Source organism: Protofrankia symbiont of Coriaria ruscifolia (assembly GCF_900634745.1).
Classification (GTDB): domain Bacteria; phylum Actinomycetota; class Actinomycetes; order Frankiales; family Frankiaceae; genus Protofrankia; species Protofrankia californiensis.
The window spans coordinates 1-19,327 of the sequence record NZ_CAAAFR010000021.1 but is presented as its reverse complement, the minus strand read 5'-3'; the positions used below and the strand labels follow the sequence as shown (position 1 = coordinate 19,327).

The window sequence follows — 19,327 nt, the reverse complement described above, 5'->3', positions numbered from 1 at the left end:
CGCCACCGGGATATACACGGTATCGACTTTCACACGCCGATCACGAGATCGTCAACATCATCGACACTGTGACTTGAATCACGTAAATTTTCTTGATACTTCCCGCGAAAGTGCTTTTTCGTTCACCCGCTGGCGAGCGCCCACTCCAGCAACCACTGGACGGCCTCGGTGTGGCGCCTCGCAGCGGTCAGATCGTCCCCCCAGACATACAGGCCGTGACGGGCGACCAGCACGGCCGGAGTCCCCGGATCCCGGATCGCGATCATCCGGTCACCGAGATCGGTCATGTTCTGGCTGTTGCTCACCACCGGGATCCGGACACGGTCACCGTCAGCGGCACGTCCCAGCGCCTTGAGCATCTCCAGGCCCTCGAACTCGACGCCGCCCGGCCAGCGGTCGGCGGCCCGCACCGACGCGATCGTGTGGACATGCACGACCGCACCCGCACCGGCGACTTCGGCGAGCCGCGCGTGCAGGGCGGCTTCGGCCGACGGCTGTCGGGTCGGCCCGACCGGCCGAAGGGCGCCCGCGGCGTCGACCACGGCCATGTCCTCAGGGCGTAGCTCGGACTTGTCCAGGCCACTCGCGGTGACCGCGAGCCGCAGCGGGGCACGACACAGCACGATCGACAGGTTCCCCGAGGTCGCCCGCATCCAGCCGAACGACGCGTAGCGCGCAGCCTCCCGGGCCAACGCCTCGCCCGCGGCACGCAGACCGACCGGCCACCTGTCGGTGCCAACGTCACCGGCGCCCACCGGATCACCGGTGCCCGGGTTGACGGTCTCCACGACCCGCAATCCTGCCGCCGGACGTACCCGACCGACCCCGGTCGGCGGCATATCGTGCTGTAGATGACTCCTGTCGGCCGACCTGTCTCCTGGACGGGGGACGGCATCCGCCTTCTCGACCAGACCGCACTGCCGGGGCGAGTCGTCCATGTCGACGTCACCGACGTGGACGCGCTCGTCGGCGCGGTCCGGCGGCTGGTCATCCGCGGTGCTCCCGCCCTCGGCGCCACCGGCGCGTTCGGGGTGGCCCTCGCCGCGGCCCAGGCCGACCACGAGAACTGGGATGCGGCAACCCTCGCCCAAGCCATCGGACGCATCCGCGACGCCCGTCCCACCGCCCTCGCGCTTGCTCTCGGCGTGGACGCTGCCCACCAACGGCTTGCCCACGGGATACCCGCGGTACTCGCATACGCCTGCGACCTGCTGGAACGGGACGAACGGGCGAATCGGGCGATCGGCGTGCACGGCGCGGACTGGCTACTGCGCAACACGGCCCGTACCGCCGGCACCACCCGCGGGACGACCCTTGACACCGCTGGCGGCAGCAGCGATACCAGTGGCGGAACCGGCCGCCGGCCGCTGCGTATCCTCACCCACTGCAACACCGGGGCACTTGCGACCGCCGGTTGGGGGACAGCGCTGGGCATCGTCCGCGAGCTGTACGCCCGCGGCGAACTAGAGATCGTCTATGTGGACGAGACCCGGCCGCTGCTGCAGGGCAGCCGCCTGACCGCCTGGGAACTCGATGTCGAGAACATCCCCCACCTGGTGCAGGTCGATGCCGCCGCCGCGGGGACGATCGTGCGCGGATTTGTCGACGCGGCTGTCGTGGGCGCCGATCGGATAGCCGCGAACGGCGACGTCGCCAACAAGGTCGGCACCCTCGGGGTGGCGCTGGCCTGCGCGTACGCGCGGATCCCGTTCGTCGTGGCCGCGTCCGCGTCGACCGTCGACCCCGCGACGGCGTCGGGCGACATGATCCCGATCGAGCTCCGGGACGGCGAGGAGGTGCTCAGCCATGCCGGATCGCGGGTCGCGCCGTCGCGGTCCCGGGCGCACAACCCCGCCTTCGACGTGACGCCCGCGAGCCTGGTGGACGCGCTCGTCACCGAACACGGGATCGTCGAGGTCGCACGTGGTCAGCGTCCGGAGCCACTCACGCCACCCCCGGCCGGCACCAATCCCCGGACTGGCGGCATGTCCCGAACTGGCGGCGCCTCCCGGACCGGCAGCGCACCCCGGTGGACCGGCAGCGATCCCTCGGCCGGCTGCGGTCCCTTGACGGGTGGCGGCGATCCCTCGGTCAGGCCGGCGGCAGGATCCTGACCTGGTCGAAGCCGCTCACCGCCGGATGATCGCCTACACCGCGATCGTGGTTCGGCTCACCCGGCCGGCGGACACCGACCGTCGACCAGCCGGCGGCGCGGGCGGCGTCCAGCTCGTCGACGAGGTCCGAGAGGAAGACCGTCCACTCCGGTGCAACCCCGGTCGCCGCGGTGATTGCGGCGTAGGACGGCGGCTGCCGTTTCGGACCGGCCGTCTCGGTGTCGAAGTGCCCGCTGAACAGACCGAGCAGGTCGCCGGCGGGGGTGTGTGCGAACCAGGCGCGCTGCGCGGCGACTGATCCGGATGAGAAGACGTAGAGGCGGCGCCCGGCATCGTGCCAGGACCGCAGGGCGGGAACCACGTCCGGGTACAGATGGGAGGTCAGCTCACCCACGGCGAAACCGGCTTCCCAGATCAGACCCTGCAATGTCTTGAGCGGGGTGACCTTCTCGTCCGCGTCGAGCCAGGTACCGAGCGCCGTGACGACCCGGGCGGTGTCCGCCGCCGGCTCACCGATCAGCTCCCGGACCTGCGCGAGCGCACGGCGAGTGTCCGGATGCTCGGAATGGCCGTCGATCCATGCGCCGAACCGCGCCCGCGAGTACGGGTAGAGCGTGTCGACGACGAAGGATGTTGCGCTGGTCGTCCCTTCGATGTCGACGACAACCGCCTCGGCGGTGACGGCGACGGCATCAGTCACCGGACATCGGACATCGGACATCATCCGGTCACCGTACGTCGGGCACTGGTCACCAGATATCGATCATCGGAAGGCGGTGGCCACGGTGTGCAGTGCGTCGAAGTCGGGGAAGCGGGAGGCGATGTCGCTGCCGGTGAAGTCGCCAACCCAGCCGTCGGGATCGTGGAAGAAGCGGATCGCGGTGAACGACGGATCGGCGCCCATGTCGAACCAGTGCGTGGTACTGGCCGGCACTGACAGCAGGTCGCCCGCCTCACAGAGCACCGCGTGGACCTCGTCACCGATGTGCAGGTAGAAAATGCCGGCGCCGTCGGCGAAGAAGCGCACCTCGGCATCGGCATGGGTGTGCTCGGCAAGGAACTTCGCCCGCGCGGCGGCGGCGGTGGCCGCCCAGTCAGGCGCCCCGGTCGGATGCAGGGCCGCCACGTCCACGAGGACGAAACCCTGCTCGGCGACAACCTTGTCCACGTGCTCGCGGTAGGCGGCGAGCACGGCGTCCTGGCCGGCGCCGGGCGAGAGCTCCACGGTCGCCCACTGTTCGAACCGGACCCCGATCGAGGTGAGGGCAGCGAGGATCTCGTCCGGTCGGTCGGTGTCGCGCAGCACCCGCCCCGGGTCACCGTCGGGCCAGGTTGTGAGATGCGCCATCAGGGGCTCCTCCGGTCGTGTCTGTGACGGGCGTTGTTCCACGGTTCCGCAGTCCCAGTGTGAAGCCGGAGATGCGCCACCGCTGGCGGTCCACACACCGGCGTGCGATGGATGTGGCCCACGGTGTGGACGGCGTAGACGTCCGGCAACTCGTTCGATCGTGAAGGATCCGTCCGCCGGGCATCCGTCATCGCACCGGGACGGTGACTCCGCCGCTGAACGGACCGTCGTGGAGCTCCAGATGATCGGGTGTGGCGTCGACGGGAATGTCGAAGACGAAGGTGCCGCTCACCGTCTCGCCCTCGGAGATGTTCCCCCAGAGCTCGTTGGAGAAGGCCGCCCGGGACAGCAACTGGTCGGAGCCGTGCCTTGCGCCGGCGGTGTCGTAGAGACTCTGCGAGGCCAACGAAAGGGTCCGGTCCGAACCGCCGATGTTGCTGGCTGTCACCGCAGCCAGGCAGTACTGGCCGTCCGGGTGTCTGGGGAAGAACCCGACCTTCAGCTCGTCGACACCACACTGGACGTTCGTCACGGTGAACTGGAGCTGGCCGTCCCGGACCGGGACACCGATGCCGGGGATCGCCGTCACCGACGGTGAGGGCGTAGCTGCCTGGCTGGTGGGGATGGCGCCGGAAGGCCCGCCCGTGTCGTTTCCGCCGAGGCTGTTGAGGACCACCCAGCCGACCAGCAGCACGAGCGCTATCAGGGGAGCGAGCAGCCACCACCGGCGGGACCGCTGTCGCGGCGGCGGCGCGCTCGGGTACCAGAGATGCGGCGCACCGGCGGGCTGGCCGAACTGCGCGGGCTGGCCGAACTGGTCGGCCGGGTAACCGGTGGGGAAGGCCGGGGAGCCGACCCAGGTCGGCGGTGGGACCGCTGCCGCCATCTGCTGCGTCCGGCCGAGTACCTGGTCGATCGGCGTTGACGCGTTCACGTCGGCGTTGCCGTCGACCAGGCGGAGCAGCAGGTCACGCGCGGCCGGCCGAGACCGCGGATCCTTGGTCAGCGCGGTCTCGACGATCCGGCGCAGCGGCTCGGCGAGACCGGCCAGATCCGGCGGCTCACTCACGATCCGGGCACCCAGGTCGGCATCGGCCTCCGGTCCGAAACGCCCCGGTTCGACGAACGGATGCCGGCCGGTGCCGGCATAGGCGACCAGCAGACCCCAGGTGAAGATGTCCGCGGCCGGGCCGACCGGGTGGTCGAGGATCTGCTCCGGCGCCATCCATCCGGACGTCCCGAAGATCATCCCACGGTCCAGGTCGTGCCACACCACCCCCGCGGGCTTGGCGATACCGAAGTCGATCACCCTCGGTCCCGACAGGGACATGATGACGTTGGCCGGTTTGAGGTCACGATGGACGATCCCCGCGCGATGGATGGCCGTGAGCGCGGTGGCCACGCCGATCGCGGTACCGGTCAGGGTCGACGCCGGCAGCGGGCCGTCCTCCATGACCACGCGGTCCAGACGCCGTCCCTCGATGTACTCGGTGACCAGGTACGGCGGGTTCGCGTCCGGGTCCGCGTCAAGCACAGAGGCGGTGCAGAAGGGCGATACCCGCCGCGCCGCCGCCACCTCGTGGCGGAACCGCTCCCGGAAGTCCAGCTCGGCGGCGAGCTCCGAGCGGATCACCTTGACCGCGACCGGCCGGCCGAGGGTGTCACGCCCGAGATAGACGGTGCCCATACCGCCGCTGCCCAGGCGAAAGTCCAGCACGTACCTGCCGACGGACGCCGGATCACCCACGTCCAGCGGCTCCAGCGGCTGCGCCGTCGCCCCACCCCCGGCACGACCTGGCAACGTCACGTCTGCCGCCGCCGCACCGATACACGCCTGCTCATAGCCCCATCGTCACCCATCCGGGGCCGGACGAGCAGGTCGGCTCCGCAACGACGGCCGCTGCGACGGGGTATCGGACAGCGGACTGTCGTACAGCTGACTGTCGTGGAGTGGGCTGTTGTACGGCTGGCTGTCGAACAGTGGGCGCAGCGGCATCCCCGCCCGCCCGCCGGCGCGTCGCACCGCCAGCACCTGGTGGATCTGCGCCTGACCAGCTTCGAACATCAACGCGGAGCCGGCCATGTACAGCAGCCACACCCGGGCTCGGCCTTCACCGGCCTCGGCCACGGCCGCCTCCCAACGCTCCTCAAGATTACGCACCCAGGCTCGCAACGTCAGGGCGTAGTGCTCGCGCAGGTTCTCGACGTGCCGGAGCTCGAAACCGGCTGCCTGCATGACGCTGACAATCGCACCGGCCTCGTGCAACTCCCCGTCGGGAAAAACGTACCGCGCGACGAAGTCACGCCCGGCCGGCAGGGGCAGCGGACCGAGCCGCGGGCGGTTACGTGCCTGACCGGCCGGGTCACCGGGAAAGGCGATTCCATGGTTGAGCAGCCGGCCCGCCGGCCGCAACAGGTTGAACAGGTTGCGAAAGTAGACCGGCAGCATCGCGGCGCCGACGTGCTCCACCATCCCGACCGAGCTGATCGCGTCGAACGGGCCGTCGGCGACGTCCCGATAGTCCTGCAGCCGGATCTCCAGGCGGTCGGCCAGACCCGTGTCGGCGATGCGCCGCCTGGCGAGGTCCGCCTGCTCCCGGGAGACGGTGACACCTACTCCCTCCACCCCATGGTGGCGGGCCGCGTGCAACAGCAGGCTGCCCCATCCGCATCCGACGTCGAGCATGCGCATCCCGGGCCGCAGACCGAGCTTGCGGCAGACCAGCTCGTGCTTGGCCTCCTGGGCTGCGTCCAGCGGTGTCGTGTCCAGCGGTGTCGTGTTGGACGCTGCCGCGCCCAGCACCGCGTCCGCCTCCGGGCCGGACGGTGCCGTGTCCGGCTCCGCGCCCGGGCCGGACGCCCCCCACAATGCACACGAATACGTCATGGACGCACCGAGCACCAGTCGGTAGAAGGCGTTGGACAGGTCGTAATGATGGGCGATGGCGTCGGCATCGCGCTGTCGGCTGTGCCGGCGTCCGCGCAGCCGCGCCTCGTCCGCGGGCGGCGGCGGGGGCAGCGGCCCGAACTGACGGAGCAGGGCCGCCGCGCCGCGCAGCACCGCCCGGGTCGGTCGCGCCGATCCCAGGTGGTGTCGCAGCTCGAGAGCGTCGAAGATGTCGCCCTCGACATCGATCTCGCCAGCGACATATGCCCGCGCAAAGCCCAGTTCGTCCGGGCGGAACAGCACCCGACGCATCGCCTCGGGCGTACGGACCACCACCTGAGTCGCGCTTTGCGGCCCGAAGCCCGACCCGTCCCACAATTGGATCCGCACCGGTGGTTTCGGCCCGACCAGACTGTTCAGGATGTCTGCCACCGTACGGGCCACCGCGGTGTCCGGCGCCGCGTTTCGGTACGCGGCGTTTCGGAACGCCGTGTACCGGGATACGTCCGTCCGGGGCCCGGCAGTTCGGGACTCGGCAGTTCGGGGCCCGGCAGTTCGGAACTCGGCAGTTCGGGACATAGCATCGTCGCACTGACTCACCGGCATACACCTCCGCGCAGGCCGTATCCAGATCCGTGGAGAGCTCCCGTCGAGAGCTCATCCACTGTGCAGCCTGCACCCATCATTACCGGTGTGCTGCCGATGAGCCCGCGCAACGCATCGCCGGCCGGGATGCCCGGCTGTAGGGATCGCGGATAGATGAGCATTCGGCCTCGTAGTTGAGCACTACATGAGCAGTGGGCCGCGAGCTATTTGAGCAGTCACTCGTAGTTGTCCGTTCCCGGTGAGGTCGGGACCTTCTCGCGAAGCCGTGTCGGACCTGGCCGATTCCCGGATGATCTGAGCTGTGCGTGGCCGACATGCCCGGTCTGTCGCTCTTGTGGTGGCTGCGTGTCTCGGTTGAGCTGGCTTTTCTCACTGGATCTTGCGCGTGCCAGGCATGCGCCCATGGGTGACGTGGTGGACACGCAAGGTGTGACGTCGTCGGATGTCGGGGAGTTCGAACTCTTGTGGGTGGAGAGCGACCGGGAGGTGCGCCGGCCGCTCGCGTCGGTGAGCACGATCGCGTTTGAAGACGTCGCTCCGGTTCGGGACTTTCCGTCCTACCGGGGGCAGCGGCACTTCCCGGGGTTGTACTGGTCGGCGACGATGGGGCGCCATGTCTGGTTCGAGTCCTGGCTGGAGCGTGACCATGCGATGCTCCTCGACTTCGACCCGCTGGTCGTGGGGTTCGCGTCGCAGCCGTTCTGGCTGCGGTGGCGGGACAGTGCGCCGGGCGGCGCGCGGTCGCACGCGCCGGACTACTTCGCGCGGGCGACGGACGGATCGGGGCTGGTGGTGGACTGCCGGCCGGTGGACCTGGTCGATGCGCGGTCGGCGGAGTCGTTCGCCGCGACGCGGCGGGCGTGTGAACAGGCCGGGTGGTCGTATCGGCTGGTCGGCTATCTCGACGGGGCGCGGGTGACCAACCTGCGCTGGCTGGCTGGCTACCGGCATCCCCGCTTCGGCGAGCCTTCCGGTCTGACTGCCGCGGTCGCCACCGCGTTCGCGGTGCCGGCGCCGTTGACGAGGCAGGCCGCGACGGTCGGCGATCCGATCGCCGTGCTGCCGGTGGTGTTCCACCTGCTCTGGCGCGGGCGGCTGACAGCGGACCTGTCCGTGCCGCTAAGCGATCGGACGCTGGTGCGCCGAAGCGGGCGGGCATGAGCGGGCCGCGCGGGGTCTTGCGGGTCGGCGACCGTGTCCGCGCCGAGGGGCGGGTGCAGACGGTGGCCGGGCTGGCTGGAACGGCGGTCACGCTGGTCGACGAGCGGCAGGTCGTGTCCTTGGTGATGTTCTCGTATCTGGTCGGTTCCGAGGGCTTCGAGCTGCTGGAGTCCGGGCCTGACGCTCCGGGTCTGCCGCCGTTCGGACTGTTGGACACCGTCCCGGAGGGTGTGTTGGCGCGGGCCCGGTTCTTCGAACGCCACCTGACCGAGGTGGAGACCGGTGTCCCACCGGACGCGCCGGAAGGGACGAGACCGCGTCCGGAGCCTGATCCGGCCTGGCGCACGCTGCAGGAACGGATCGCGGCGAAGGCCGCGGAGCTGACCGCCGCGGGCACGGCGGTGTCGGAGGCGACGCTGAGACGCATGCGGACCCGGTGGCGGGAGCAGGGAGTCTGGTCGATCGCCGGGCGACCCGCGGCTCGGCGCCGGCGGCTAAGCGGTGCGACGAGCGGCTGGTCGCGGCGGTGCACGAGATGCTCGCGGCCCAGGAGGACGCCTCGACCGGCACCCGCGGCCGGGTGATGCGCCAGGTCGAACGGCTCCTGACGAAACGGCACGGCGAGGGCGTGGTGCCGGTTCCCCCGCGCTCGACGTTCTACCGACTGATCAACGACCTTGCCCATGGACAGCACAGCTTCGGCCAGGCCACCACACGCAGGTCGCAGGCACGACGGCCGGAAGCGCCGTTCACCCCGACGACGGCAGCCAGGCCGGGGGAGATCGTCCAGATCGACACCACCCCGCTGGACGTGCTCGCGGTCCTCGACGACGGGGTGACCGGCCGGGTCGAGCTGACAATCGCGGTCGATGTCGCCACCCGCGGCATCTGCGCCGCCGTGCTACGGCCGGCGGGAACGAAGGCGGTGGACGCGGCGCTGCTGCTGGCGCGGATGCTGGTGCCCGAACCGCTGCGACCGGGCTGGATCGACGCGCTGCGGATGTCGGCGTCGCTGATCCCGCACGCCCGCCTGATGGGCCTCGACGCGCGCCTTGAACACGCCACGGCGAAACCGGTGATCGTCCCGGAGACGATCGTGATCGATCACGGCAGGGTGTTCGTCTCCGAGACGTTCCTGACGGCGTGTCGGACGCTGGGTGTCTCGGTGCAGCCGGCGAGGCCGGCGACCCCGACGGACAAGGGCGTCGTCGAACGGACCTTCTCCTCGATCAACACACTGTTCTGCCAGCACGTCGCCGGCTATGTCGGGTCCAACGTCACCGAGCGGGGAGCCGACGTCGAGGCCGCGTGGACCCTGCCCGAACTGGCGGACCTGTTCGCCGAATGGATGATTACCTGCTGGCAGACCCGTCCTCATGACGGGCTACGCACCCCGTTCCTGTCGGGGCGGGCGCTCTCGCCGAACGAGGCATACGCGCTGCTGGTGGCCCGGTCCGGATATCTGCCGGTCTGCCTGGACGGTGACGACTACGTCAAGCTGCTGCCGGTGGAATGGCGGAAGATCAACGACTATGGGATCCGGATCGACTACCGCACCTACGACTGCGTGGAGCTGGATCCCTACCGTCGCCAGCCGTCGGGCGTCGAGACGAGGGGCGGGCTCTGGGAGGTCCACCACGACCCCTACGACCTGTCCCACGTCTGGGTCCGTGACTCCCGGCAGGGCGGCTGGATCACGGTTCCGTGGACCCGGCTGGGCTCGATGTCGGCGCCGTTCGCGGACTTCACCTGACGGCACGCCCGCGCGCTGCTGGCCGCCCCCGGACAGTGAGGTCCCCGCCGACGATCCCGTTGACGTGCAGGAACCGCAGCAGCGACCGCAACCCGCCCACTTCCCGGACCACCCGGGCCGGGTTGCTCAGCGCCAGGTCACGGACGAACGCGACGACTTCGGCCGCGGTCAGCCGGCTAAGATCAAGACGGCCGTCGACGAGCTGGGCGGTCAGGAACGGCCGCACCGTCCGCACGTCGCGGTCGACGGTCTTCGCCGCGAGTCCCCTCTCGCGGGCGAGATAGGCCGCATAGCTGGCCAACAGGACCTCGACCGGGTCCGCCGACGGTGTCGAGGCGGCGGCCGGCGGCACTGCGCCGACGCTGCGCAGAAAGGCCAGCAGCGGACCGAAACGGCCAGCCCGCACCCGTAACGAACGCCCGGCCGCGTGCCGCCAGGCGATGATCTGCTCGGCGGCGCTCTCGTCGAGCGCGGCGACGGCGACCCCGTGCGCGGACAGCCACCGGCCGGCCTGCACCAAGAGCCGCAGATGCACCGCGACGACGCTGACCGCGTAACCCTGCGCGGACAGCCAGGTCGCGTAGCCGTCCGCGTAGACCGCCAGCGGGCCCGACACGCGAACCCCCCACCATCTGCCCCCACCCGGCCGCCTCGCCGCGACCGACCGCCGCTTCTACACGAACTTCGTCCGCCGGCTCCCCGCAGAGCTCGATGACTACCTGCACCACCAGGGCCGCCGCATCCTGTCCCACGCCAACATCCGCGAGCCCCTCGAATGGGAACCCCCCGTCGACTGGGTCAGCCCCGTCCGCTGGCCAGGACCCGACCCCGACTCGGTGCCCCGCGGCGCCCAATGGGCCCGGGGACACCAGCCCACACCCCAGCGGCCCCACCGACCGACCCGCCGCACCCGCCCAGCACCGAACAGCTGCGCGCCTATGTCGCCCAGGGCCTCGGCCCCCATCAGATCGTCAAAACGACTCGCTGCCCACCACCTCTGATCAGCCGGCTCCTCGTTCAAGCCGGACTCGCCCGACCGGCCACCCGAGACGTCCTGGCCACCCTCGACCCGGCCTGGCTCCGCCACGAATACGAACACAAACGCCGTTCCCTCCACGACATCGCCGGCGAACTCGGCATCCACGGCAAAGACCTCAGCGTCCACGCCCACAGCATCGGCATCCACACCCAGCGCGGCGCCCGCGGCCGCCACGTCCTCGGCGCCCACGGCGGCCCCGACGCGTTCCCGCCGACCGTCTGGGCCGCCTTCACCGGCTTCCAAGCCGAACAACGCATCCGACGCCTCCTGGCCACATCCGGACACACCAGCCTCAACCAGGCGGCCAGAGCCCTCGGCACGAAACAACCCAGCCTCACGGCCCAGATCCGCCGGCTCGAACACGCCGTCGGCGCCGAACTCCTCCACCACGGCCCCGAACACAGCACCATCACCCTCACCGCGGCCGGCGAACAGTTCGCCCGCGACGTCCAACCCGCCCTCGCGCTACTCGACGAGCATCGAGGTCACGACGATCGCTCCACGGCCCACACATAGGCTAGACGGACCCACCAGCTAGACCTGATCTTGACCCCAGGGAACCGCCCCGTGGCCGCCGGAGTACTGATCGCGGAGAGCCTCCGCGTCGGGACAATCTTGGACGACCTGTCGCTCATCGTCCGGAAGATCCAACGATCGGCGCCGGGGAACGCCACCGCCGATCAGCCACCCGTCTGGACGCTGATCTACTTCGACGTCGCTGACGCCTGGGCCGAGGTCCTGGCCAATCAGCTAAGCCAGGCCCTAGACGACGCGCCCGTGTGGTATATAGACCTGCATACCGCACAGGAGACCTTCATCGTGTTCCCCAACCGGATCATCCGCTACCGACGGGGCGACCCACAGGGGCGCGCCGATGCCGAGGAATACGGCCGCTCCCATGGCATCCCCGACTCGCAACTCGACTGGCCAACCTGACCTTCCACCAGCGAGAAGCTCGCTCAGGACCCTCGACTTTTACTCCGAGGTCTGGCACCGAGGCGACCAGCGAGCACCGAAAACGGCCAAATAGCCGCAACCTAGGGACGTCCCGGCTGGCCAACAAGGCCATCTGGGCAGCTCGGGCTGGCCATGCTCACCCGACCCCTACACCTGGCAGGCTGCTTTGCATGGCGCCCGATGATCCGTTTCAGGTTGACAGCGCAGTGCTGGTAGTGTGTCCCGATCTGAGGGACGCCGAACTCAACGAGCTGTTCGGCGCGTCGTGGCCGGACCACAGACCTAGGTCGTTTGCGCCGGTTGCAGGCTCCTCCGTTGATCTTCCGTCGGTGACCTCCTGCCGGGGTTTCCCAGACTTCGTGGCGCTAGGCGCAGTGCTGACCTACCGGGTTCCGGTGGCAGTTCTGCGTGAAGGTGTGGCCTCACATCTCGATGACAGCCGGCCCCGGGGATGCGGGTCGTCGTCGTTGGAGGACCTCGACCGCCGCCTACACCGGTCGCGGCGTCCCCGCCCTCTGCCGCCCGACGGTCCGTCGTGCATGACCGGGCCGCCTTCAAAGCCCGCCGCCAGAAACAAGGACACGACTACGTCGAAGCCCGCCTCATCGCCCCCGGCGCCGCTCCGTCTGCGGCCCGCCGATCTGGCTGCGTGACACCCTGAACACCAACGGATCGGGCAGACACAAGGGTGAGGAGGTAGCGGAGGCGATGGCTGAGGCTCGCGGTGAGGGCGACCCGCCGGTTGCCGACCGGTCGCTGAGCCGTACAGGTAAGCGCCGAATCCTGTGGCAGGAACTGCCACCTGAGGTTCGCCGCGGGATTGAGTCATGTGTGGGCGCGTCGGTGATCGGGGCGGTGAGCCAGCCTGGAGGGTTCTCCGAGGGGCTCGCGTCACTGCTGGCTCTGGCGGACGGTCGTCGGGTCTTCGTGAAGGCGGCCAGCCGTGTGGGAGCGTCCGCGGTTGCCGAGTTCCACCTCCGCGAGATCGCGATCACTGCCCGTCTGCCAGCGGTGGCCCCTGTGCCTCGGCTCGTGGACTCCTACGACGACGGCGTGTGGGTCGCCGGCATCTACGCCGAGATCCAGGGCCGGCTTCCCAGCCGGCCGTGGCGGCACGGCGAGCTGAGTCGCGTCCTCGACGCCTTGACCGCGCTGAGCACCGACCTCACCCCCGCGCCGGTCGACCCGGCCCTCTTGGCTGCGCCGCGACTCGGTGGGTGGCGGGCACTGGCGCAGAGCGCTGGGGGTGGGGCCTTGGCGTGCCTTGCCGCGATCACGCCCTGGGCCGCTGACCGCATCGACGACCTGGTCACGTTGGAGGCGGATGCGGACCGGGACCTGGCAGGCCGGACGCTCCTGCACGGTGACCTGTATGGGTTCAACATCCTGCTGGGCGTCGACGGTGTATCCGCCGTTGACTGGCCGCACGCCTGGATCGGCGCTCCCTTCTGCGATGTCGTGACGCTGCTGTCGAGCGCGTCGATCGACGGCGTCGACCCGGAGCAGTACGCCCGTGACCACCCGCTGATCAAGGACGTCGATCCGCGTCACGTCGACGTCCTGTTGGCCGCGCACTCCGGCTTCCTCCTCCGCTTGGTCACGACGGCGGACCCATCAGCCGACCCCAGCTTGATCGCGATGGCTTCCGCGCTCGGCGTCGCCTCCCTGCGTTGGCTACAGGAGCGCGGCCTTGGTTCGAGGGCTCGTCGGTAGCCACGGACGGTCGCAGCCGTTGGGGGTATGGAGGCAGCGGCCCCGCGCAGTTCACCCTGGCCACGGGGACCGTCATGGCGACCGTGGCGTAGGTCCCATTGTTGATCTTTCGCCGGATGGCGCGGTGCCGGGTGATTCCTCGATGCCCGCTGTACCTGGCAATTGCCAGGAAGGTGCTAAAGATTGCCGGGAATTGCTAGATCAACCCGGGCGCCTACACCGGTGCTGGCTCGCAGTCTGACGTGGATCGCGGCACGTCGCGGAGAATGGCTGGTCGGACTCGCCAACGTCGCCGGTGACGGCGGCGTGCACGCCTTCATCCTGGACACGACCGTGCACCCGGACGAGCGCCGCCAAGGGCTCGGGATACGTCTGGTGCGGGCTGCCGCGGACGAGTCGAGGGCACGCGGTGCCGAGTGGCTGCACGTCGACTACGAACCACATCTCGAGCCTTTCTACGAGCGATGCGGGTTCCGGCCAACCGCTGCGGGTCTCCTGCGGCCGCGAGGCCGGATACTGCTACGTTCCGTAGCTGACAATGAAGATCAACCCGTGCGAAGACCCCGCGGCGCCTGCTCATCTATCCCGACCGCACGGCCCATGACGCTGCTCAGATAGGCGCGAACTCCCAGGACCTGCTGCTCATTTTCAAGCGATCCCTACACCGGCGGTCAGGATGTCGACTGTGTCAGGTCGTAGACAGTCTGCCCTCCCACGGTCTTTGCGGTGAAACTGTTTTCCACCCAAGACGTGATCTCGCTGAACCCGCGACCGAATCCGCCGAATCCGTCCGATCCGTCGCCCGCCGCGGGTACGGCACCTGCGGATGCTCCCGGTGCGGCTCCCCTGCCGGCACCGCCGGCACCGCCGCCCGCGATGTAGTAGTGGATGTCGCCGGCTGCGACATATTGTTTGAACTGGGCCAGGGTGGGCGCAGGATCGTCACCGTTGAATCCGCCCATCGCCATGATGGCCGTACCGCTGGCCAGCTCGAGCGAACCGGCGGTCTGGGATCCGGACGTCGCCGCGGCCCAGCGATAGCTCTCCTGACCGTTTCTGAGCAGTTGGACGACTTCGGAGTCGGCGGTCGCACCGCCATCGAGACCACCGCCGAAACCACCGCCGTCCTGCGATCGGCCGTTCATTGCACCATCCATCGCACCGTTTGTCGGACCGCTCCTCGGACCGAAGGTCCGGCGAACCATCCCGCCGGGGAACTGGCCACCAGCTGTCGCGGGTCCGGCGCTGGGGATCGGCCCGGAGTGGGGGGTCGAGACGGTTTCGACGGCATAAACGGCCGAAGGAGAGCCCAGGGCGACCGCAACCGCCACAGCCACACCTGCCGCGGTGATGGTGAGCAGCCGGCGGCCGACCAGCAGGGCAAGGGCACCGACGATCGCGGCCGCAACAACGACGAACCGCAAGGCCGGGTACCAGTCGGGAGTGCGATCCAACAGTACGAACGACCACGCACCGGTGGCCCCGACCGCCGCCGCCATCAGCACCCGGGAAACCCAGGAATCCCGTGTTCGCCACAGGGCGGTCCCGCCGAAAACAATCAGACCACTGATCCCCGGTGCCACCGCGATCGTGTAGTAGGGGTGGATAATGCCGCTCATATAGCTGAACACACCGCCGGTGACGAGTGTCCAGGCGCCCCACAACAGCAGACCGGCGCGGACGCGATCTGTGCGCGGAGCCCGGCGGGTCGCCCACAAGCCACCCACCAGCACTATCAACGCCGCCGGCAGCAGCCAGGAGATCTGGGTGGCCATCTCGCTGTTGAACAACCGGTTCCAGCCGGCGGTGCCACCGAACATACCGCCACGGCCGCCGCCACCGAACATGCCACCACCGGGACCGCCGACATCACCAGGACCCGTCAGCTGGTTCATGTACGCGGGAATGCCGGGTGGGAGCTGGCCCTGGGGCGGGTTGACGAACAGGGCCCGGCCGGCACCCCCGCCGGGATTCCCACTGCCGCCGGGATTCCCACTGCCGCCGAAGATACGGCCAAGACCGTTGTAGCCGAAGGCGAGCTCGAGGATGCTGTTGTTGGTCGACCCGCCGATATAAGGCCGGGAGCCCTTCGGCCACAGCTCGACGGCCGCCACGTACCAGCCGGCGGAGACGACGATCCCGACCGCACCGGTCAGCAGGCCGAGCAGCCGCCGGCCGATGGATGTGGGCGCGGCCACCAGGTACACAAGCCCGAATGCCGGGACGGGCAGGAACGCCTGCATCATCTTCGTCAGGAAGGCGAAACCGATCGCCACACCCGTCAGCGCAATCCAGCGAAAGCTGCCGTCCTCGGTCGCGCGCACTACACAGTAGGCCGCGACGACGAGCAGCAGCACCAGCAGCGCGTCGGGATTATTGAAGCGGAACATCAGCACTGCGACGGGTGTCAGGGCGAGGAGGGCACCGGCGAGCAGACCGGCCCGCGGCCCGATCCAACGACGAACCGCCAGATACAGGGTGCCGACGGCCGCCACGCCCTCGAGCGCGTTCGGGACGAGCATGCTCCAGCCACTGAAACCGAAGATCCGCCCGGACAGTCCCATCACCCACAATGAGGCCGGCGGTTTGTCGACGGTGATGAAGTTCGACGAGTCGAACGAGCCGAAGAACCACGCCTTCCAGCTGTGCGTGCCGGCCTGGACCGCCGCTGCGTAGAAACTGTTGGCATAACCGGACGCGCCCAGTCCCCATAGGTAACCGACGGCAGTGGCGGCCAGCAGGACGAGCAGTGCCAGGCGTATCCACCATGGGTCCGCCATACGTCCCCGCAGTGGTCGGGGCAGTCGGATCGGTGGCCGACCCGCCGTCTGTCGCGGTGTCTCCTGTTCGGGGGCGGATGGCCCGGCGCTGGTGTCGACCGAGGTCCAGTCAAGGCCGCCGACGCTCGTGCTCATCGTGTGATCAGGCCAGTGGGAGCGTTACCGCCCGACCTACCGGATCCACCAGGTCCGTCGGGTCCGCCCGACCCGCCGGGGCCGCCGTCCGGAAGACCGGAACCGCCGCCCAGCTGCACGATGCACTGCCGGAACGCCTCACGGACCTTGGGGTCCGTCAAGTCCGGACGTGACGGGGCGTTGCCGCCGTCAACCGTGACACCCTTGCTCTGCAGGCATTCCTGAAGCTTGCTCTGGTCAACCGCCAGCCCGGGGCGGCCTTGCGGTCCCCCGCCGCCTGGGAACCCGCCGTATCGGCCGCGGCCTTCCCCGAATCCGCCGGAGGGGATCCGGCCGTATCCCGTCCCGTCGCCGGGGAACTCGCCCGCGGCAAAGAACCGGTCTGCGGCCTGGCGGGTGCTGTCCGTCCCCACGCCGGCGGCTAGGACGGCGGCGCCGGTGCCCAGGACCACGGCGATCACCGCGGCGGCCGCGATCAGTCCGTTGCGCCGCCGATGGGAGCCGCCGGCTCCACCCGGCCGTCGGCCCACCGCGCCGGCGGCGGCCGTGCCCACGGCCGTGCCGGGGCCACCGGGGCCACCGGGGGCGGGCAGCGCCGGCTGGCCCGAGCCAACCCACCACGGCGCGGTCACCGGAGGGGACCCAGGCACCTCCGATGGCGCGGCGTGGACCAGCGCGACCACATTTGCGACCGACGACGCGGGGCCGATCACATCAGCTCGTGCCTGTGCCCCGAATTCCGGTGGGACATCGGCACCAGGTGGCGTGACCAGCACCACAACGGCGTCACTCGGCCTGGTCGCAAGGATCGGCAGCAGTTCCCGGTCGTACATCGTCACAACCAGAATCGTCCGGACCGTCGCAATCGGTGGCTGCATCCAGGACAGCCCGTCACCAGCCGGACTGGCCGAGCCAGCCGGACTGGCCGGACTGGCCGGCGGCGACTCCTCGAACGGCGGCTCGCTCGACGGAGGAAGAACGTCATAATCGGGCCCGAGCGCTTCCGCGATCATGCCCGGGTCTGCGGGGAGCCCCAGACTCAACCACACACGTGTCATATGCATACCGTCGCTGTCACGCCTGAGGGAAAGCTTTCAGGAACCTGGGGACTTCCTTGTAGATCGTGCCTATCGGCGCAGCTTAAGGACTTCTCTCCCTCGAGCGACGGGGACCTGGGCCTTCCAGACAGCCGTACCGGCAGCACGCCGTACGCCCCGACGCGGTCCTGCCTCGGCGCGACCCCGGGTCAACATCTTCTCCCCCATCATGATCGAAATTAAGTTGACCATCAGTTGTCCGATGGATATTCCGTTGCTCTTTTTGTGAGCAACTTGTGTGATGAGCAGAACATAAATCCACCTCACAGCACTCTCACAAGGAGTCATACAGGTTCAGTCGCATCGGGGAGCGTCATGAACATCGATACCGGCAGCACGGACACGGCCATGACCGCAACCACCGAGCTGGCGATCAATGTGGTGGACGGCGCGGCCGCGCCACAGTGGATCGTCGTGCTGACCGGCCTGGCCGCGCTTGCGGCCGTCGCGCCCAGATGGACCTGGCGCAACAGCGGTCATCTCGACACCATCGCGCACGAGGGTGGTCATGCGCTCGTCGCCTACCTGCTCGGGTACTGGGTCTTCGGCGTATGGCTGTTCTCGGACACCTCCGGTCTCACCGGCTCGTACGGACGACCGAGCCGGGTGGCCAGCTTCCTCGTGTCGGCAGCCGGTTACACCGCGCCGTCAGTACTCGGACTGGGCGCGGCAGCCCTGCTCAGCGCCGGCCACGTCACAGCGACGCTGATGCTCACCGTCGTGGCGCTGGCCGCGCTCTTCCTCGTCATCCGCAACAACTTTGGGATCATGCTCGTCAGCACGACCGCCGGGGTGGTCGTGCTGGCGCTGCGTTCGGCGTCCGCGGGGACGCAGAGCGTGCTCGCCTGTTTCCTCACCTGGTTCCTGCTGCTGTCCGGGCCCCGATCCGTCCTCGACCTGCGCCGGCAGCGCAGGAACGGACCGTCCTCATCGGATGCGGACGCCATGGCCGAGCTCACGGGCATCCCCGGCGGGATCTGGGTTGCCGGCTTCGGCCTGCTCGGTGTCCTGTGCCTGTTCCGTGGAACAGCCCTGCTCCTGAGCTGACCGTCTTGAGCTGACCATCCTGGCCGCCCTTACCGGTCACGCGGGGATCCGGCTGACGACCTGTGTTGCCCGCAGGCCCGGATACCCGCAGGCCCGGATACCCGGCACCGGGCGGCGCAGCCAGGACATGATCAAGCTGCGGATCCGCCCTGAGAAACACTGTCGTGCTATGCCGACAACAACACCAGTCATCGGCCTGACCACGCCGTCCTGTCGACGGCGGGTCCGGAAAGGCGCCAGATCGCGTACCTGCGCGCCATGGCTGCCCGGTTCTGCGCGGCGCGCGTACCCGCCTGCATGGCGCGCACGCTCCACAGCCCGGCTACATGAGAGGCAAAGGCGCTCAGGCCGTCGTCGGTCACGCCAGCCCAGCAGGCCAGCCCGGCCGCCCACTGCTCAGCTAGCTGCGGGGGATGTCCCGCGCCGACAAGCCGGATGACCATGAATGCGGCGTCCACCCAACCGGCACCCTGGGCTGGCCAGCCCCAGTCGACCACCCAGACGCGAGATTCTTCGATCATGAACTGATGGGCGTGCAGGTCTGTGTGGATCAGTCGGTCGCCGGCTACGGCGTCGGCTACGGTGCTCACGTGGACGGCTGCCCTAGCGACGTCCCATCCAGGGAAGGTGCTCGCTGGCAACGCCTCTAGTGTCCTGCGCCGGAAGTTTCCACGATTAAATAATATGATG

The 19,327-nt window shown here is 69.3% G+C and carries 17 protein-coding genes and 1 pseudogene; 9 read left to right on the top strand and 9 right to left on the bottom strand.

The genetic code is table 11. From position 1 onward, the window contains the following. Positions 1-122: 122 nt before the first annotated feature. Entirely contained in the window at positions 123-788 is a 666-nt protein-coding gene (gene mtnB / locus CV1CTNOD_RS02290; protein WP_242606303.1) for a methylthioribulose 1-phosphate dehydratase, read from the bottom strand. Between the two features lie 63 nt (positions 789-851). Between mtnB and mtnA the strand changes: the two genes are divergently transcribed. Next, positions 852-2,114 carry an S-methyl-5-thioribose-1-phosphate isomerase gene (mtnA, locus tag CV1CTNOD_RS02285; protein ID WP_207386136.1) on the top strand — a complete coding sequence of 421 codons (1,263 nt, stop codon included), beginning with the start codon at positions 852-854 and terminating at the stop codon, positions 2,112-2,114. Here the strand turns inward: mtnA and mtnC are convergent. The 4 genes from mtnC to CV1CTNOD_RS02265 form a co-directional block, all read right to left on the bottom strand. Then, entirely contained in the window at positions 2,092-2,838 is a 747-nt protein-coding gene (gene mtnC, locus CV1CTNOD_RS02280; RefSeq protein WP_242606302.1) for an acireductone synthase, read from the bottom strand. The two genes, mtnA and mtnC, sit on opposite strands and share 23 nt — an antisense overlap. A 39-nt stretch (positions 2,839-2,877) precedes the next feature. Next, positions 2,878-3,462, bottom strand: coding sequence for a 1,2-dihydroxy-3-keto-5-methylthiopentene dioxygenase (locus CV1CTNOD_RS02275; RefSeq protein WP_131784514.1), 585 nt, complete (start codon positions 3,460-3,462; stop codon positions 2,878-2,880). A gap of 187 nt (positions 3,463-3,649) precedes the next feature. Then, positions 3,650-5,269: a protein kinase domain-containing protein gene (locus tag CV1CTNOD_RS02270; RefSeq protein ID WP_242606301.1), complete on the bottom strand. Its 1,620-nt coding sequence runs from the start codon at positions 5,267-5,269 to the stop codon at positions 3,650-3,652. 45 nt (positions 5,270-5,314) lie between these two features. After that, complete coding sequence (locus tag CV1CTNOD_RS02265) at positions 5,315-6,781, bottom strand: class I SAM-dependent methyltransferase (protein ID WP_242606300.1); 1,467 nt, start codon at positions 6,779-6,781, stop codon at positions 5,315-5,317. Positions 6,782-7,357: 576 nt separating this feature from the next. Here CV1CTNOD_RS02265 and CV1CTNOD_RS02260 point away from each other — a divergent pair. The 3 genes from CV1CTNOD_RS02260 to CV1CTNOD_RS02255 are packed head-to-tail and all read left to right on the top strand — an operon-like array spanning position 7,358 to position 9,869. Continuing rightward, positions 7,358-8,116 carry a TnsA-like heteromeric transposase endonuclease subunit gene (locus CV1CTNOD_RS02260; protein WP_131784540.1) on the top strand — a complete coding sequence of 253 codons (759 nt, stop codon included), beginning with the start codon at positions 7,358-7,360 and terminating at the stop codon, positions 8,114-8,116. Continuing rightward, positions 8,113-8,700 (top strand): hypothetical protein, encoded by a 588-nt coding sequence (locus tag CV1CTNOD_RS25335; RefSeq protein ID WP_207386135.1) that lies wholly within the window; start codon positions 8,113-8,115, stop codon positions 8,698-8,700. The genes CV1CTNOD_RS02260 and CV1CTNOD_RS25335 overlap by 4 nt, the downstream gene beginning before the upstream one ends. Further along, positions 8,652-9,869, top strand: a complete 1,218-nt coding sequence (locus CV1CTNOD_RS02255) for a Mu transposase C-terminal domain-containing protein (RefSeq protein WP_242606306.1) — start codon at positions 8,652-8,654, stop codon at positions 9,867-9,869. The genes CV1CTNOD_RS25335 and CV1CTNOD_RS02255 overlap by 49 nt, the downstream gene beginning before the upstream one ends. Here CV1CTNOD_RS02255 and CV1CTNOD_RS02250 read toward each other — a convergent pair. Continuing rightward, complete coding sequence (locus CV1CTNOD_RS02250; protein WP_131784512.1) at positions 9,862-10,485, bottom strand: site-specific integrase; 624 nt, start codon at positions 10,483-10,485, stop codon at positions 9,862-9,864. The two genes, CV1CTNOD_RS02255 and CV1CTNOD_RS02250, sit on opposite strands and share 8 nt — an antisense overlap. A gap of 237 nt (positions 10,486-10,722) precedes the next feature. On the opposite strand from CV1CTNOD_RS02250, the gene CV1CTNOD_RS02245 reads away from it, so the two are divergent. From CV1CTNOD_RS02245 to CV1CTNOD_RS02230, 4 genes and pseudogenes are all read left to right on the top strand, one after another. Continuing rightward, a complete protein-coding gene (locus CV1CTNOD_RS02245) occupies positions 10,723-11,424 on the top strand; it encodes a helix-turn-helix domain-containing protein (protein ID WP_131784511.1) in 702 nt (233 codons plus the stop codon). A gap of 51 nt (positions 11,425-11,475) precedes the next feature. Continuing rightward, positions 11,476-11,844, top strand: coding sequence for a hypothetical protein (locus CV1CTNOD_RS02240; protein WP_131784510.1), 369 nt, complete (start codon positions 11,476-11,478; stop codon positions 11,842-11,844). 729 nt (positions 11,845-12,573) lie between these two features. After that, positions 12,574-13,578 carry a phosphotransferase gene (locus CV1CTNOD_RS02235; protein ID WP_131784509.1) on the top strand — a complete coding sequence of 335 codons (1,005 nt, stop codon included), beginning with the start codon at positions 12,574-12,576 and terminating at the stop codon, positions 13,576-13,578. A 216-nt stretch (positions 13,579-13,794) separates the two neighbouring features. Then, positions 13,795-14,079 (top strand): annotated as a pseudogene (locus CV1CTNOD_RS02230) (GNAT family N-acetyltransferase); the annotation flags it as partial. A gap of 170 nt (positions 14,080-14,249) precedes the next feature. Here CV1CTNOD_RS02230 and CV1CTNOD_RS02225 read toward each other — a convergent pair. Next, complete coding sequence (locus CV1CTNOD_RS02225; protein ID WP_131784507.1) at positions 14,250-16,493, bottom strand: ArnT family glycosyltransferase; 2,244 nt, start codon at positions 16,491-16,493, stop codon at positions 14,250-14,252. Then, complete coding sequence (locus CV1CTNOD_RS02220) at positions 16,490-17,536, bottom strand: hypothetical protein (RefSeq protein WP_165485275.1); 1,047 nt, start codon at positions 17,534-17,536, stop codon at positions 16,490-16,492. Before CV1CTNOD_RS02220 ends, CV1CTNOD_RS02225 begins: the two co-directional genes overlap by 4 nt. Positions 17,537-17,905: 369 nt before the next feature. Between CV1CTNOD_RS02220 and CV1CTNOD_RS02215 the strand changes: the two genes are divergently transcribed. Further along, complete coding sequence (locus CV1CTNOD_RS02215) at positions 17,906-18,637, top strand: M50 family metallopeptidase (RefSeq protein WP_131784505.1); 732 nt, start codon at positions 17,906-17,908, stop codon at positions 18,635-18,637. Positions 18,638-18,825: 188 nt separating this feature from the next. Here CV1CTNOD_RS02215 and CV1CTNOD_RS02210 read toward each other — a convergent pair whose 3' ends face one another. Next, positions 18,826-19,227 (bottom strand): hypothetical protein, encoded by a 402-nt coding sequence (locus tag CV1CTNOD_RS02210; protein WP_242606298.1) that lies wholly within the window; start codon positions 19,225-19,227, stop codon positions 18,826-18,828. Between the last annotated feature and the right edge of the window lie 100 nt (positions 19,228-19,327).

Coding starts and splice junctions, on each gene's coding strand:
- mtnA (WP_207386136.1), top strand. CDS start 852: ATGACTCCTGTCGGCCGACCTGTCTCCTGGACGGGGGACGGCATCCGC.
- mtnC (WP_242606302.1), bottom strand. CDS start 2,838: ATGATGTCCGATGTCCGATGTCCGGTGACTGATGCCGTCGCCGTCACC.
- CV1CTNOD_RS02275 (WP_131784514.1), bottom strand. CDS start 3,462: ATGGCGCATCTCACAACCTGGCCCGACGGTGACCCGGGGCGGGTGCTG.
- CV1CTNOD_RS02260 (WP_131784540.1), top strand. CDS start 7,358: ATGGGTGACGTGGTGGACACGCAAGGTGTGACGTCGTCGGATGTCGGG.
- CV1CTNOD_RS25335 (WP_207386135.1), top strand. CDS start 8,113: ATGAGCGGGCCGCGCGGGGTCTTGCGGGTCGGCGACCGTGTCCGCGCC.
- CV1CTNOD_RS02255 (WP_242606306.1), top strand. CDS start 8,652: ATGCTCGCGGCCCAGGAGGACGCCTCGACCGGCACCCGCGGCCGGGTG.
- CV1CTNOD_RS02245 (WP_131784511.1), top strand. CDS start 10,723: ATGGGCCCGGGGACACCAGCCCACACCCCAGCGGCCCCACCGACCGAC.
- CV1CTNOD_RS02235 (WP_131784509.1), top strand. CDS start 12,574: ATGGCTGAGGCTCGCGGTGAGGGCGACCCGCCGGTTGCCGACCGGTCG.
- CV1CTNOD_RS02225 (WP_131784507.1), bottom strand. CDS start 16,493: ATGAGCACGAGCGTCGGCGGCCTTGACTGGACCTCGGTCGACACCAGC.
- CV1CTNOD_RS02215 (WP_131784505.1), top strand. CDS start 17,906: ATGAACATCGATACCGGCAGCACGGACACGGCCATGACCGCAACCACC.